The organism is Microbacterium sp. B24, from assembly GCF_000333415.1.
GTDB lineage: Bacteria > Actinomycetota > Actinomycetes > Actinomycetales > Microbacteriaceae > Microbacterium.
In genome coordinates, this window is the sequence record NZ_BADB01000049.1 from 1 (window position 1) to 13,533 (window position 13,533).

15 protein-coding genes and 1 pseudogene are annotated in these 13,533 nt (G+C 69.9%); 7 read left to right on the plus strand and 9 right to left on the minus strand.

What is annotated here, in order from left to right; genetic code table 11:
* The first annotated feature begins 74 nt into the window (after positions 1–74).
* Positions 75–512, plus strand: a complete 438-nt coding sequence (locus tag I5I_RS17370; RefSeq protein WP_239639982.1) for a hypothetical protein — start codon at positions 75–77, stop codon at positions 510–512.
* A gap of 76 nt (positions 513–588) precedes the next feature.
* Here the strand turns inward: I5I_RS17370 and I5I_RS01065 are convergent, their stop codons facing one another.
* Together I5I_RS01065 and I5I_RS01070 are read right to left on the minus strand one after the other, a co-directional pair.
* The gene (locus I5I_RS01065; protein ID WP_036315340.1) at positions 589–1,272 is read right to left on the minus strand and encodes a response regulator transcription factor; all 684 of its coding nucleotides are present in this window, start codon (positions 1,270–1,272) and stop codon (positions 589–591) included.
* On the minus strand, positions 1,269–2,465 hold the full coding sequence (locus tag I5I_RS01070; protein WP_036315342.1) for a sensor histidine kinase: 1,197 nt from the start codon (positions 2,463–2,465) through the stop codon (positions 1,269–1,271). The genes I5I_RS01065 and I5I_RS01070 overlap by 4 nt, the downstream gene beginning before the upstream one ends.
* Before the next feature lie 168 nt (positions 2,466–2,633).
* On the opposite strand from I5I_RS01070, the pseudogene phoU reads away from it, so the two are divergent.
* Positions 2,634–3,336 (plus strand): annotated as a pseudogene (gene phoU, locus I5I_RS01075) (phosphate signaling complex protein PhoU).
* An 88-nt stretch (positions 3,337–3,424) separates the two neighbouring features.
* On the opposite strand, the gene I5I_RS01080 reads toward phoU, so the two are convergent.
* On the minus strand, positions 3,425–4,174 hold the full coding sequence (locus tag I5I_RS01080) for a phosphoglyceromutase (RefSeq protein WP_036315343.1): 750 nt from the start codon (positions 4,172–4,174) through the stop codon (positions 3,425–3,427).
* A gap of 41 nt (positions 4,175–4,215) precedes the next feature.
* On the opposite strand from I5I_RS01080, the gene I5I_RS01085 reads away from it, so the two are divergent.
* The gene (locus I5I_RS01085) at positions 4,216–5,055 is read left to right on the plus strand and encodes a methylase (RefSeq protein ID WP_036315344.1); all 840 of its coding nucleotides are present in this window, start codon (positions 4,216–4,218) and stop codon (positions 5,053–5,055) included.
* 15 nt (positions 5,056–5,070) lie between these two features.
* Here I5I_RS01085 and I5I_RS01090 read toward each other — a convergent pair whose 3' ends face one another.
* From I5I_RS01090 to I5I_RS01110, 4 genes are all read right to left on the minus strand, one after another.
* Positions 5,071–6,102: an FUSC family protein gene (locus I5I_RS01090; RefSeq protein ID WP_239639981.1), complete on the minus strand. Its 1,032-nt coding sequence runs from the start codon at positions 6,100–6,102 to the stop codon at positions 5,071–5,073.
* Between the two features lie 98 nt (positions 6,103–6,200).
* Complete coding sequence (ygfZ, locus tag I5I_RS01095) at positions 6,201–7,307, minus strand: CAF17-like 4Fe-4S cluster assembly/insertion protein YgfZ (RefSeq protein WP_036315346.1); 1,107 nt, start codon at positions 7,305–7,307, stop codon at positions 6,201–6,203.
* Positions 7,308–7,309: 2 nt separating this feature from the next.
* The gene (locus tag I5I_RS01100; protein ID WP_036315348.1) at positions 7,310–7,915 is read right to left on the minus strand and encodes an FABP family protein; all 606 of its coding nucleotides are present in this window, start codon (positions 7,913–7,915) and stop codon (positions 7,310–7,312) included.
* Positions 7,916–8,049: 134 nt separating this feature from the next.
* A complete protein-coding gene (locus tag I5I_RS01110; protein ID WP_036315349.1) occupies positions 8,050–8,337 on the minus strand; it encodes a hypothetical protein in 288 nt (95 codons plus the stop codon).
* Between the two features lie 125 nt (positions 8,338–8,462).
* Here I5I_RS01110 and I5I_RS01115 point away from each other — a divergent pair, with 125 nt between their 5' ends.
* The 4 genes from I5I_RS01115 (at position 8,463) to I5I_RS01130 (ending at position 12,874) form a co-directional block, all read left to right on the plus strand.
* On the plus strand, positions 8,463–9,161 hold the full coding sequence (locus I5I_RS01115; RefSeq protein WP_016464486.1) for a response regulator transcription factor: 699 nt from the start codon (positions 8,463–8,465) through the stop codon (positions 9,159–9,161).
* A gap of 71 nt (positions 9,162–9,232) precedes the next feature.
* Entirely contained in the window at positions 9,233–11,401 is a 2,169-nt protein-coding gene (locus tag I5I_RS01120) for an RNA degradosome polyphosphate kinase (protein WP_036315351.1), read from the plus strand.
* Positions 11,398–12,336, plus strand: coding sequence for an NUDIX hydrolase (locus tag I5I_RS01125; RefSeq protein WP_036315353.1), 939 nt, complete (start codon positions 11,398–11,400; stop codon positions 12,334–12,336). Before I5I_RS01120 ends, I5I_RS01125 begins: the two co-directional genes overlap by 4 nt.
* 4 nt (positions 12,337–12,340) lie before the next feature.
* The gene (locus tag I5I_RS01130; RefSeq protein ID WP_036315355.1) at positions 12,341–12,874 is read left to right on the plus strand and encodes a hypothetical protein; all 534 of its coding nucleotides are present in this window, start codon (positions 12,341–12,343) and stop codon (positions 12,872–12,874) included.
* A 22-nt stretch (positions 12,875–12,896) separates the two neighbouring features.
* On the opposite strand, the gene I5I_RS01135 is transcribed toward I5I_RS01130, so the two are convergent.
* Positions 12,897–13,118 carry a hypothetical protein gene (locus I5I_RS01135; protein WP_036315357.1) on the minus strand — a complete coding sequence of 74 codons (222 nt, stop codon included), beginning with the start codon at positions 13,116–13,118 and terminating at the stop codon, positions 12,897–12,899.
* 52 nt (positions 13,119–13,170) lie between these two features.
* The coding region (locus I5I_RS01140) for a hypothetical protein (protein WP_204365811.1) at positions 13,171–13,533 on the minus strand (363 nt) is incomplete at its 5' end.

Genomic DNA, 13,533 nt, shown 5'->3' on the forward strand with positions numbered 1-13,533 from the left:
CCGGGCCCAGCGGTTCGTCGACGCGTTGCCGGCACTGCCTTCGCGGGTCCGGCGCTCCGCGGGCCCGGCGATCAATGACCTGCCCGCGGGTGGCGTGGTCGCGATCGCGCAGGAGCGCGTCGACGGCGAGCCGCATCCGAGCGGCAGCGGCGACCCCGTCGAGCTTCGACGCCTCCTCGACACCCTTCGCGAGTCCGACCTCGCGCCGCTGCGAAGGCACCTGGCCCATCGACACCAACTTCCTCGCGGCGATCGTCAACGACACCGACACCGACGAGACGCTGCTGGTGGGCGTCGAGGGCACGACCCAGCGAGTGCCGGTCGCCGCGCACTCGACCGTCAGCCTGGGCTTCGACGGCGCAGAGCCGCTGCTGTTCACCGGCCTGTCGGCCAAGCCCGGTACCGACGTGCGCACCACGTTCCAGTCCGGCACCGGCGAGGCCGTCGAAGACCGCGTTCCGGTCTTGGACGGCACCCTGTCGTACCTGAAGGACTTCGTTCCCGCGAACTGATCCCGCTCACGGATATCGGCGGCGTCCCTCTGCGCGAGGGGCGCCGCCGATGTGCGTGGCGTGGCGGACCGACGCGTCAGGCCTCGAAACGGTACCCGAGGCCCCGCACGGTCAGCAGCATGACCGGCTCGCTGGGGTTTCGTTCGATCCGTGACCGGATGCGCTTGATGTGGACGTCGAGGGTCTTGGTGTCGCCGAAGTAATCGCTGCCCCACACCCGGTCGATCAGCTGACCACGCGTCAGCACACGCCCCGCGTTGCGCATGAGCACCTCGAGCAGCTCGAACTCCTTCAGAGGCATCGGAATGATCTCACCGTCGACGGCGACCGTGTGTCGATCGATGTCCAGGACGACTCTTCCACCGTCGACGACACTGTCATCCAGGCCCAGCTCGGGCCCTTCGCTGCGTCGCAGCACGGCGCGCATCCGCGCGAGCAACTCGCGTGACGAGTACGGCTTGGTCACGTAGTCGTCGGCGCCGAGTTCGAGGCCGACGACGATATCGACCTCGGAGTCCTTCGCGGTGAGCATGATGATGGGCACCTTGGAGGTCGAGCGCACCACGCGGCACACCTCGGTTCCCGGCATCCCGGGAAGCATGAGGTCGAGCAGCACGATGTCGGCGCCGCGCGATGCGAACGCGTCGAGCGCCGCGGGGCCGTCCTCGGCGATCTCGACCTCGAAGCCCTCGCGGCGCAGCAGATAGGCGAGCGGATCGGCCAGATCGGGCTCATCCTCGACGATCAGGACGCGGGTCATCGCTTCTTCTCTCCTTTCGCCCGCGCACCATCGCGGGCGGCCTTCTTCTTCTTGCGCTTCTTCGGAACGGGAAGGTCGTCGGGCGCCGGAACTGCAGGCAGTCGAACGGTGAACGTCGACCCGCGCCCCGGACGCGACCAGACCTCGACCTCTCCCCCGTGCCGCTGCACCGCGTGCTTGACGATCGACAGCCCGAGACCCGTGCCGCCGGTGCGGCGCGAGCGCGCCTGGTCGGCACGATAGAACCGCTCGAACACGCGTTCCTGCTCGTCCTCCGGAATGCCGATCCCCCGATCGGTGACCGCGATCTCGACGACCCCGCCGTCCAGTTTCACGCCGACGCCGACCTGGCCGCCCTGAGGTGAGTACGCGATCGCGTTGGCCACCAGGTTGGCGACGGCCTCGGTGAGCACCTGCACGTCGCCGCGGACGTACGCGTGCCTCTCGCCCCCGCGGGCGACGGTGATGGCGGCCGAGTCGGCGGCGACCGACTGGGACTCGATGGCGGCGGCGACGACCTCGTCGACGGACACGTCGCGCAGTTCCGTCAGATCGTCGGCGGACTGCAGCCGTGAAAGGTTCATGATGCGCGACGTGAGCTGGCTGAGCCGGGCGGCCTCGGCGCTGAGCCGAGCGGCGAAGTGACGCACCTGCTCGGGATCGTCGGCGGCCGACTCGACCGCCTCCGCGAGCAGGCTCACCGCACCCACCGGCGTCTTCAGCTCATGACTGGTGTTGGCGACGAAGTCGCGGCGCATCTCCTCGACGCGCTCCCGCTCCGTGATGTCGCGAATGACGATGAGGATCAACCGCGGTGTGATCACGCTCGCCCGGGCCGAGACCAGCCGCGGCTCGACGCCGCGCTTGAGCCGCATCGTCTGCGTCTCCGGCGCCTCGGTCCGACGGACGGTCCGGGCGAGGGCGCGCAGCTCATCGCCCGGCAGCGCGTAGTCCTCGTGCATGCCGAACAGCTCCGCGGGCGCCGAGACGGCAACGATCTGCAGCGACGTGTCGACGACCACCGCGACTTCGTCCATTCCCTGCAGCACAGCCGCCGTGCCGTCCGGCAGGGCCGTGGATGCCGCGACACGCGCGCGATCGCGTGCGCGCAGCGCGATCAGCACGAGCGTGGCCACTCCGCCGCCGAGGACGAGACCGAGGATCAGCGCGATCACCGGCTGCAGGGACTCCATGGGTCCCAGCGTAGGGTGGTTGGACACCGCAGATTCACGATACGGATCAACACCGGACACCCCGTCGGCAACGTTCATCGCTGCGGCACCGATCGTTAACCTTGGCCCGCGATGATCGCCGGGTCAGTGGGCGGCACCGTGCCTGCCCGCCGGAAGAGAGGCTCTCTCATGCGCGAAGTGTTCCACCAGTCGCTCGAGGACGTGCAGTCACGTCTCGTCGAGATCGCCGAGCTGGTCACGGAGGCCATCGACAAGGCCACGCGCGCCTTCGGCACCAGCGACGTCGCCCTTGCCGAAGAGGTCATCGAAGCCGACCAGACGATCGACGACAAGGCGGTCGCGCTCGACGAGCTGGCGATCCAGATCCTCGCGCGTCAGCAACCGGTCGCCCGCGATCTGCGCATCGTCGTCGCCGCGCTCCGCGTCAGCGCCTCCCTGGAGCGCATGGGCGACATCGCCGAGCACATCGCTCAGCTCACCCGCATGCGCTTCCCCGAGCGCGCCATCCCGAAGGGGCTGAAGGGCACCTTCACCAAGATGGGTGAACTCGACGTCGAGGTCGCGAAGACCCTCACCGAGCTGCTGCGCACCGAAGACCTCAGCTACCTCGAGACGCTGCGCACGCTCGACGACAAGGTAGACGACCACCACCTCGCCGTCTTCGAGAAGGTGCTGAGCGAGAAACTGGCAGGGCGAGGCGGGAGCCACCGTCGATGCGACCCTCGCGAGCCGCTACCTCGAGCGCTTCGCCGACCACGCCGTCTCGGTGGCCAAGAAGGTCGCCTACCTCGCCACCGGCGACTGGACGCCCGACACCGACACGATCGCCGTCATCATCGCCGAGGGCGAATCGCTCGACGGCGCCGAGTAAGACGTCGCCTCCGCCTGGGCGGGGGTGCAACACGAAGAGGGGGATGCCGGTCGGCATCCCCCTCTCACGTTCGTCCGGTCGCGGGCCGTCAGCCCTTGCCCTGGCTCGCCACGGCGGCGGCACCGGCAGCGGCGGCCTCGGGATCGAGGTAGGCGCCCGGCTCGAGCGGCATGAGGTCCTCACCGAGGCGGTACACGAGCGGAATGCCGGTGGGGATGTTCAGCTCGGCGATGTCCGCATCGCTGATGCCGTCGAGATGCTTCACGAGTCCGCGCAGCGAGTTGCCGTGCGCCGTCACGAGAACCGTCTTCCCGGCCTTCAGATCGGGAACGATCTCGTTCTCCCAGTAGGGCAGAAGGCGGTCGATGACGATCTTCAGCGACTCGGTGCGCGGGACGTCACCGTCGATGCCGGCATAGCGCGGGTCGTTCACCTGGCTGTAGGGCGAGTCGTCGGGAAGGGCCGGCGGCGGCACATCGAAAGAGCGACGCCACAGCATGAACTGCTCCTCGCCGAACTGCTCGAGGGTCTCCGCCTTGTCCTTGCCCTGGAGGTCGCCATAGTGGCGCTCATTCAGGCGCCACGACCGCTTCACGGGGATCCACAGGCGGTCGGCGGCGTCGAGCGCGATGTTGGCGGTCTGGATCGCGCGACTGAGCAGCGAGGTGTGCAGCACATCGGGCAGGATGCCGGACTCTTTCAGCAGCTCACCGCCGCGCGCGGCCTCGCCGCGACCCTGCTCGGTGAGGCGGACGTCCACCCATCCGGTGAACTGGTTGGTCTTGTTCCACTCGCTCTGCCCGTGGCGGAGGAGGATCAGCGTGTACGGCGCGGTCATGCTCGTCATCCTACCGGCGCGCGCGCTGGCATCATGGGGGGATGCCGCCGGAGAAAGCCCCCGCTCACGGGGTGGTCGGTCAGATCACGCGCGGCACGACGAACACCAATCGACTGCGTCGCATCGACCGCTGGATCGCCCGGCATCCGGCGCTGCGGCGCACCGCCGATCCGTTCGTCGTCGACCTCGGCTACGGCGCGAGCGCGGTGACCGTGCTCGAACTCGAGCGGCGCCTGCGCCTCGCGCGCCCCGACGTCGAGGTACTCGGGCTGGAGATCGACCCCGCCCGCGTCGAGCGCGCCCGCACGCAGCTCGTCGAGGTGCGCGCGGGGCGCACGGCGTTCGCGACCGATGCTCACGTCTCGTTCGCCCGCGGTGGGTTCGAGGTACCCACGCCGCGCGGACGCCGACCTGCGGTGCTGAGGGCGTTCAACGTCCTTCGGCAGTACGACGAGCACGAGGTGAAGGACGCCTGGGGGCGCATGGCGCAGCGACTGCATCCGGACGGCATTCTCGTGGAGGGCACCTGCGACGAGCTCGGCCGGATCTGCACATGGGTCGAGGTCGGCGCCGACGGGGCACCGCGAACGCTCACTCTGTCGTTGCGGCTCGCCGAACTCGCCTCGCCGTCGATCGCCGCCGAGCGCCTGCCCAAAGCTCTCATCCACCGCAATGTGCCCGGCGAGGCGGTGCACGACTTCCTCCGCGCCCTCGACGGAGAGTGGACGCGCGCCGTCGGCACCGCCTCGTTCGGCCCGGTGCAACGCTGGCGCGCCGCGCTCGACGCGATGCACGCGACGGGCTGGCCTGTGCACGGCCGGGCGCGCTGGCGTCTGGGCGAGGTCACGGTGCCGTGGAGTCTCATCGCTCCCCGCGACTGAACGCCCCGCGGCCGCTCAGATCCGCGGGATGGCAGCGCGCGCTTCGGCCGCAGGCATGCCGGCCGCGGTCATCAGGTCGACGGCCAACGGCCGCAGCGCCCCGATGAGCGTCTGATCCACGGCGGAACTGCGGTCGGCGAGGACGCGGGGGTCGAGGCGCCCGGCCACAGCGCGGATCGCCTCTCGCGCGGCGGGCTCGTAGGAGATGTCGCCCAGAGCATCGGAGATCAGCCGGGCGCCGGCGGCGAGTTCGGCGAGCAGATCGGCGGCGATCGGCCGTGGCTGTCGGTCGTCGCTGAGGTAGACGACGCGGCGCGCGATGACCCGGAGATTGCGCGTCGCGAGATCCAGGTGGTGCCGCACGCGGTCCTGCCGCTGGAACTCGGAGCGCTGGCGTCGCAGGAACGGAGAGATGCGGGCGATCTCGGAGCCCGACTCCACCCCCGCACGCCACTGGTCGACGAGGCTCTGCAGGCTGCGTGCCATGGCGAGACCGCGCTGGGCTCGCACCGGATCTCCCCGTCGCAACGCTTGGACGAGAGTCGTGACCGCGCCGTCGAACGCGGTGAGGAGCTGAGCACCCTCCCGCGTGACGGCACGCAGCGGACTGCGTGGCAGGAGAGCCGTGACCAGCAGGGCCGCCACGCCCCCGACGATCCCGTCGATCATGCGGATGAAGGGGACGCTCACGGGAATGACCATGACGATGGCCGACTGCACCGCTGCCGCGATGGCGAACGCCGGCTGCGGCGAGAGGAAGCGGGCGACGACGAGAGACGCCGCCAGTGTCAGCCCCAGTTGCCACCAGCCGATGCCGGCGACGAAGACGATGAGCTCGGCCACGAGGATGCCGACGACCATCCCGACCACGGTCTCCAGCACGCGCCGCGGGCGCGCATCGCGCACCAACCCCAGACTGGAGACCGTCACCGTCGCCGCGAGCAGGGGCGCCGCGTGTCCGAGTACGTAGTGGGCGAACGAGAACGCCGCCGTGGCCGCGACGACGATCTGGACGATGGCCGGCGCGGAGACCGCGACGCGGTCCATCCCGGCGCGGGGATGCCAGCGGGCTCGGCGACGGGTGACGATCGCCGCGGTGGACGGCCGAGAGCTCTCCGGCGATGACGCGGCGGGTGACACCGGCGTCAGCGGCGCCGGGAGAGCCGCGGCATCCGCGGGATCGATGCGGTGCGCCCGGCATCGGGGGGAACGATGACCTCCTGCGCGGCCGCGACGCGACTCTCGTCCACGGCGACCGTCAGATCGGCGTCGACCGGAACCGTGCGCTTGACGTATGCCAGCGCGATCGGCCCCTCTTCGTAGTGGCGTGCAACGGAGGTCACGGCGCCGACGACCTCGTCGTCGAGGAAGACCTCTGCGCCCCCGACGGGCAGGTCGGCATCGCTGCCATCGAGTTGCAGGGCGACGAGTCGGCGTGGCGGATGCCCGAGGTTGTGCACCTTCGCGACCGTCTCCTGGCCGCGGTAGCAGCCCTTGTCCAGGTGCACGGCGGTGCGCAACCAGTCGGCCTCGTGAGGCAGCGCTCGCCCGTCGGCCTCGGTCTCGGCGCGCGGACGCCACGCGGCGATGCGGACCGCATCGACGGCCATCCATCCTGCGATGGGCTGCTGACCCGACGCCGCGGCCTCGGCGAGGCGCGACACGGCGTCGACCGGCACGACCGCCTCCGCCCAGTCGTAAGACTCCCCCGGGTGCGGCGCGGCAGCAGCGTACCCCCACCCGCCGACGGCGACCGCGGGCCACGGGTCGCGCCAGACGGCGAGGGGCTCGAGTGCAGCGACCGCTTCGGAGGTGCCGCCGATGACGCGCACCTCGTCGGAGAGGTCCTGCGGCTCGACCCGCAAACGGAACCGCATGCGGCTCAGCCACGACAGGAACGCGGCCGAACGGGAGCGGTCGACGATCAGCCACGTGCGCACACCGTCGTCCACGACGGCGGCAGCGTGTTCGACATGGCCCTGCGGGTCGAGCACGAGCAGTTCCGTGCTGGTGCCCGGAGCGAGCGCCGTCAACGCCTGGGAGGTGATGGAATCCAGCCAGCTCAGACGGTCGACGCCGTCGATCGCGAGCACGACGCGGTCCTCGAGCGGCGCCAGCGCGCGCCCGGCGACGAGCTCACGCTGCTCGCGCGCGGGCGCCGCCACGTGCGCCAGCCCACGCTCGTCGACGACGGCACCGGGAACGATGGTGAACGCGCTGGCGACGGCAGCCGAAGGGGGCGCCTCGGACATGCTCACTCGGCCCGCGCCAGTCGTGCCGACGCGTGCGAACCGAGCTCGCCGCCGAGCGCGGCGATGTCCCACGCCCAGAGCAGGTGGCCGTCGACGAGGCCGTACATCCGGGTCGCCGCGGTGTAAACCTTCGCGCTGGCAGGGCGCACCACGGCATCCGTCGCCAGATCGATGCGCGGGCCGCGGACCTGCCCGACGTAGAGCTCGCTGATGCCGTCCGAGTGCACGATCGCGACCTCGAGATCGAAGCCGCCCTCCTCGTTGCGCAGCGACTCGACGTCGTCCGCCGTCCGCCCGGCGTCGCGCACCGCCGACGGCGGCAGCAGCGCCGGCCCGGGATCGGCCTGCCCGAGGGGGCGAGCCAGGCGCCAGTATCCGGTCTCCGCGACGAGGGGCGTGCGCGTCTCGTCGTCGGCGACGAACCATGCGCTCGCGGCGTAGTTCACGTAATCGCCGCCGTCATGACTGAAGCTCACCCGATGGGCGAACTCGCCGCTGAACGAGACATCGCCGGCTTCATAGTCGATGACGCCGGTGCCTTCCCAGACACCGAGCAGCCACGAGAGAGGGACGAGATCGGCCGGCAGGTCGGTCGGCAGGTCGATCATGTCGATCAGCGCTGGCCGCGGTAGAGGTTCTTGATCACGACACCCGACACGAAGACGATCGCGAGCGAGGCGAGCGCGAGCAACCCGACGAAGAAGAGTTCGAGTGCGAGCAGGTCCATACCTTCACTCTACCGTCACGCGAACATGCTGGAGAGTCCGAGACCGAGCCCGATCAGGCCCATCACCACGAACGCACCGAGAGTGCTCAGCGCCACCCGGCGCAGGAAGCCCTGCGAGTGCCCCTGCACCAGCTGCACGACGAAGGCGAGGATGAGGCAGGCGGCCATGCCCACCGGCATCCATGCGGCGCGCCACTCGCCCGGAGCGACGGCGCCGATCACGATCGCGATCACCGCGCCGGCGGCCCAGACTCCGACGATGCCGCCGTACTCGGCGCGGGGCGCCAATCCGGGAAGCGTCATCCTCCCATTGTCGCCGACACGCGCACTGCGCGCACGTCGCGCGAGCCGCCGCGCACGGCGCCCGTGCGAGCGGGTTCTAAGATGGGGGCACGGTTCGGGGGCATCCGAACCCGAAGGGACCCCCATTGGCTCAGCTTCTCGTCTTGAGTTCCGCCCCGGGCGGGGGCCCCGTCCTGCCTGCGCTCGAGCTGCTGAGCCATCGCGTCCGCCAGATTCCCGCCGAACCGGCGCAACTCGTGAACGCGCCGAGCTCGGATGTCATCTTCGTCGACGCCCGCGCCGACCTGGTCGGGGCGAAGTCGCTGTGCAAGATCCTCAACACGACGGGCCTGGACGCGCCTCTGGTACTCGTCGTGACGGAAGGCGGGCTCACCGCGGTGTCCACCGACTGGGGCATCGACGACGTGATCCTCGTCGGCGCCGGGCCCGCCGAAGTCGACGCGCGCATCCGGCTGGCGGTCGGACGTCAGTCCGCCTCTCAGGTGTCCAGTCGCATCCAGACCTCCGGCATCACGATCGATGAGTCGTCCTATTCGGCCAAGGTGCACGGCAAGCCTCTGGATCTCACCTACAAGGAGTTCCAGCTGCTGCACTTCTTCGCCACGCATCCGTCGCGCGTGTTCACGCGCGAGCAGCTGCTGAGCGAGGTGTGGGGTTACGACTACTTCGGCGGCACGCGAACCGTCGACGTGCACGTGCGACGACTGCGCGCCAAGCTCGGCGACCTGGAGCAGCTCATCGGCACGGTGCGCAACGTCGGCTATCGCTTCAACGTCTACGAGGACGACCAGATCCCCTCGTCGCACGAGGCCTCTTCGGCCTGATGACGCGGCGGCGAGCGCCGCGCGACCTCGTGGTTAACGCGTCGGTCACCTGGCCCTGACATGATGAGGGAATGATCGACACCGACGTTCTGGACACCGGACTGGGCGACGAGGACGACGACGACTTCGACGAAATGGTCGAAGACGGCGACGCCCAACTCCCCGAGCACCGCTACATGGATCGCGAGCTCAGCTGGCTCGCCTTCAACCAGCGCGTGCTGGAGCTCGCGGAGGACCCGTCGCTGCCCGTGCTGGAGCGCAGCAACTTCCTGGCGATCTTCGCCAGCAACCTCGACGAGTTCTTCATGGTGCGGGTGGCCGGCCTCAAGCGCCGCATCGTGACCGGCCTCGCGGTGCCGACCAACGTCGGTCGCGCCCCCCAAGACGTGCTCGCCGACATCTCCGACGCTGCCCACGCCCTGCAGCTGCGTCAGGCGAACGCCTGGCTCGGGATGGTCCAGCCCGCACTCGCCGAGGCGGGCATCGAGGTCGTCTCCTGGGACGACCTGTCGGTCGATGATCGCAACGAGCTCTCCGAGTACTTCCAGTCCCAGGTGTTCCCGGTACTGATGCCGCTCGCGGTGGACCCGGCGCACCCTTTCCCCTACATCTCCGGTCTCTCGCTGAACCTCGCGATCCGCATCCGCAACGCGAAGACGGGTCGTCAGGAGTTCGCGCGCCTGAAGGTGCCGCCCATGCTCCCGCGCTTCGTCGCCGTGCCGGGAGACGCCGGACGGGCGCGATACCTGCCGCTCGAGCAACTCATCGCCAACCATCTGGGCGACCTGTTCCCGGGTATGGAGATCCTCGAGCACCACACGTTCCGCCTCACCCGCAACGAGGACGTCGTGATCGAGGAGGACGAGACCGAGAACCTCATCCAGGCGCTCGAGGCCGAGCTGCTGCGACGCCGGTTCGGCCCGCCGATCCGTCTCGAAGTCACCGAGGACATGGACGACGTCACCCTCGACCTGCTGATCGCCGAACTCGACATCACCGAGCAGGAGGTCTACCGCCTCCCCGGCCCACTCGACCTGCGGGGTCTGTTCGACCTGTCTCGCATCGACCGTCCGGAGCTGCACTATCCGGCGCACGTGCCGACCACGGCTCCGGCCTTCCAGCCCGCCGAACAGAACGGGCGCGCCGATCTGTTCGCCGCGATCCGCAAGGGCGACGTGCTCGTGCACCACCCGTACGAGTCGTTCACCACGAGCGTCGTGAGCTTCCTCGAGCAGGCCGCGCGCGACCCGCACGTGCTCGCCATCAAGCAGACGCTCTACCGCACCTCCGGTGACAGCCCGATCGTTCAGGCGCTGATCGATGCCGCCGAACGCGGCAAGCAGGTGCTGGCTCTGGTGGAGGTCAAGGCGCGCTTCGACGAGGCGGCCAACATCGTCTGGGCGCGCAAGCTCGAGAAGGCGGGCGTGCACGTCGTCTACGGCTTGGTGGGGCTGAAGACGCACTGCAAGCTGCTGCACGTCATCCGCGAGGAGGACGGCATGCTGCGCAGCTACAGCCACATCGGCACGGGCAACTACAACCCGAAGACGAGTCGCATCTACGAGGACTTCGGCCTCTTCACCGCCGACGAGCAGGTGGGTCGCGATCTCACGCGTCTCTTCAACGAGCTCAGCGGCTACGCGATCGAGAAGAAGTTCAAGCGCCTGCTGGTGGCTCCCCTGCACCTGCGCAAGGGGCTGCTCCGCCAGATCGAGAACGAGCGACGCCACGCCCTCGAGGGAAAGCCGGCACACATCCGCATCAAGGTCAACTCGATGGTGGACGAGCAGATCATCGATGCGCTCTATCGGGCGAGCCAGGCCGGTGTCCGCGTCGACGTCTGGGTGCGCGGCATCTGCTCACTGAAGGTCGGACTGCCCGGCGTGAGCGACAACATCACCGTGCGCTCGATCCTGGGCCGCTACCTCGAGCACTCGCGCATCTTCGCGTTCGCCGGCGCCGGCGACCCTCAGGTGTTCATCGGCAGTGCCGACATGATGCACCGCAACCTCGACCGGCGCGTCGAAGCCCTCGTGCGCGTCGTCGCGCCCGCGCAGATCAAGGAGCTCGTCGACCTGTTCGATCTCGCGATGAGCGCTGAGACGAGTTCGTGGCACCTCGAGGACAGCGGCGAGTGGAAGCGCCACAGCACGGATGCCGACGGCAAGCCGCTCATCGATCTGCAGGACCGCACGATGGCGCAGGTGCAGCGCCGACGTCGGGCGCGGGCGGTGCGATGACCGACACCGCCGTCTACGCGGCCGGCGGCGTCGTGTGGCGCGTCGTCGACGGCAAGCTCCGCGTGCTGGTCATCCATCGCACGGCCTACGCCGACGTCACGATCCCCAAGGGCAAGGTCGATCCCGGCGAGAGCCTCGCCGAGACCGCCGTGCGCGAGATCTTCGAGGAGACCGGAATCCGCGTCGCCCTCGGCATCCCCGTCGGCGTCTCGCGCTATCACATGCCCAACAAGCGGCAGAAGATCGTGCACTACTGGTCTGCCGAGGCGACGGATGCCGCGATCCGCACCTCCGCGTTCGTGCCCAACAAGGAGATCGCCGCCATCGAGTGGCTTTCGCCGAAGAAGGCGCTCGCGAAGCTGTCGTATCCCGTCGACGTCGAGATCATGGAGCAGTTCCTGCGCTACGTCGACGACGGTGTGCTGCAGACGTTCCCCATCGTCGTGCTGCGCCATGCCCGGGCCCTCCCCCGTGAGGACTGGGACGGCTCCGACGCGGCGCGACCGCTCACGGCCCGCGGGACGAAACAGGCGGCGGCCGCCGTCGGGCCGCTTCGCGCCTTCGGCGTGCGCAAGATCGTTTCCAGCGACGCCGTCCGGTGCGTGACCACGGTCACCCCGCTCGCGGCGGCGATCGGCAAGGACATTCACCGCACCTCGGCGCTCAGCCAGGACGCCTGGGAGGACGGCACGTCGGACGTGCGCTCGGTCATCGGACGCCGTGTACGCTCGCGCAAGCCCGCGGTGCTGTGCAGTCACGGTCCGGTGCTCCCCGGCATCCTGTCGGAGCTGGCGCTGGCGACGGGAACACTGCACGGTTCCTACCTCGGGAGCGCGTCCGCTCTGGAGACCGGCGCGTTCTCGGTCGTGCACCTCTCGGCATCCAATCCCGGGTCGGGCATCATCGCGATCGAGACCCACGAGCCGAAGCTGTAGGCCGGTGGAGGGGCTCCGCCTGGCGTGGGCGCGGGTGCCGGCCGCACGGCCCGATCGGCGGACGGTCGCGTGGGCTCTGTTGCGGGGGCTGCTGGCCGATGCCGGGTCGCCGCACGCGGTGCTGACCAACCCCTGCCCGCGGTGCGGGGGGCCGCACGGCCCCGTGCGGGTGGACGACGAGCGGTGGTTCGCCGCGGTGACCTACGCCGGTGCGACGGCCATCGTCGGCATCCATCCGCGGGCCGGGGCGGCGGGCTTCGCCCTCGACGCGGAACCGTTGCACGATTCCGTGCGAGAGGCGGCGGGCGGCGCGCCCGGCGGGCTGCGGCGGTGGGTGCGTGTGGAGGCCGCCCTCAAGGCCACCGGTCTCGGCCTGCGGGTGGACCCGGCATCCGTCCACGTCGCGGCGCGGGACGACGGCACGGACTGGAGCGCCTCCGTGCCCGACGAGGCGCGACAGAGCGTCGTCACCGCCCGCGGTCAGGATCTCTCCTGCGGGCCGCCGGGCATCCTCCTCTGCGCCGCACTGGTCCCCTGAAAGCAGAGCGGGAGGCTCACTCTCAGCGCTCGTCCTCCCGCGGACGGCGCGCCAGCGTCACGGCGGAGCCGATGGTGAGCACGAGCCCGCCGATCAGCGCAGTCGCCGTGGCCGTCAGGAGCCACGGCGACGCGGGCGTACGCGATGCCGACTCGATGCCCAGCGTGACGGCGAGCGCAACGCCGACGAGACAGATCACCGACCCGATGACCGACAACAGCCGCAATACGGTCGTCGAGAACATGACCGCCCCTCTCACTGACCCCAGCAGCCGACGCCGCCGGTGACGTACACGTTCAGTCTGTGTCGCACGAGTCAAGGGCCGTCTGCCAGCCCCATCCCCAGAAGCCCGTGTAGCCGCGCGCGCCCGAACACGTCGCCGCGGCGGCAGCGACGGTGCGCGCCTGCGGCGTCGTCTGGGCATCGACCGACGACGTCATGCCGACGACATCGTTGCCGGCGGCCGTGTAGGTCGCCGCGTAGTCTGCGACGTCGGAATCGCTCACCCCGGCCGCGAGTGCCGCCTCGGCGTCGAAGACGCCGGTCGCCGTGTCGGTCGCACTCTCCAACGGGGAAAGCACCCGTTCCTCTGCGGCCGACAACTGCGAAACGGGGCCGTCGAGGGGGTGCTGCGCGGAGGGAGATGACGCGGATCCTCG

Coding starts and splice junctions, on each gene's coding strand:
- I5I_RS17370 (WP_239639982.1), top strand. CDS start 75: ATGACCTGCCCGCGGGTGGCGTGGTCGCGATCGCGCAGGAGCGCGTCG.
- I5I_RS01065 (WP_036315340.1), bottom strand. CDS start 1,272: ATGACCCGCGTCCTGATCGTCGAGGATGAGCCCGATCTGGCCGATCCG.
- I5I_RS01070 (WP_036315342.1), bottom strand. CDS start 2,465: ATGGAGTCCCTGCAGCCGGTGATCGCGCTGATCCTCGGTCTCGTCCTC.
- I5I_RS01080 (WP_036315343.1), bottom strand. CDS start 4,174: ATGACCGCGCCGTACACGCTGATCCTCCTCCGCCACGGGCAGAGCGAG.
- I5I_RS01085 (WP_036315344.1), top strand. CDS start 4,216: ATGCCGCCGGAGAAAGCCCCCGCTCACGGGGTGGTCGGTCAGATCACG.
- I5I_RS01090 (WP_239639981.1), bottom strand. CDS start 6,102: ATGGACCGCGTCGCGGTCTCCGCGCCGGCCATCGTCCAGATCGTCGTC.
- ygfZ (WP_036315346.1), bottom strand. CDS start 7,307: ATGTCCGAGGCGCCCCCTTCGGCTGCCGTCGCCAGCGCGTTCACCATC.
- I5I_RS01100 (WP_036315348.1), bottom strand. CDS start 7,915: ATGATCGACCTGCCGACCGACCTGCCGGCCGATCTCGTCCCTCTCTCG.
- I5I_RS01110 (WP_036315349.1), bottom strand. CDS start 8,337: ATGACGCTTCCCGGATTGGCGCCCCGCGCCGAGTACGGCGGCATCGTC.
- I5I_RS01120 (WP_036315351.1), top strand. CDS start 9,233: ATGATCGACACCGACGTTCTGGACACCGGACTGGGCGACGAGGACGAC.
- I5I_RS01125 (WP_036315353.1), top strand. CDS start 11,398: ATGACCGACACCGCCGTCTACGCGGCCGGCGGCGTCGTGTGGCGCGTC.
- I5I_RS01135 (WP_036315357.1), bottom strand. CDS start 13,118: ATGTTCTCGACGACCGTATTGCGGCTGTTGTCGGTCATCGGGTCGGTG.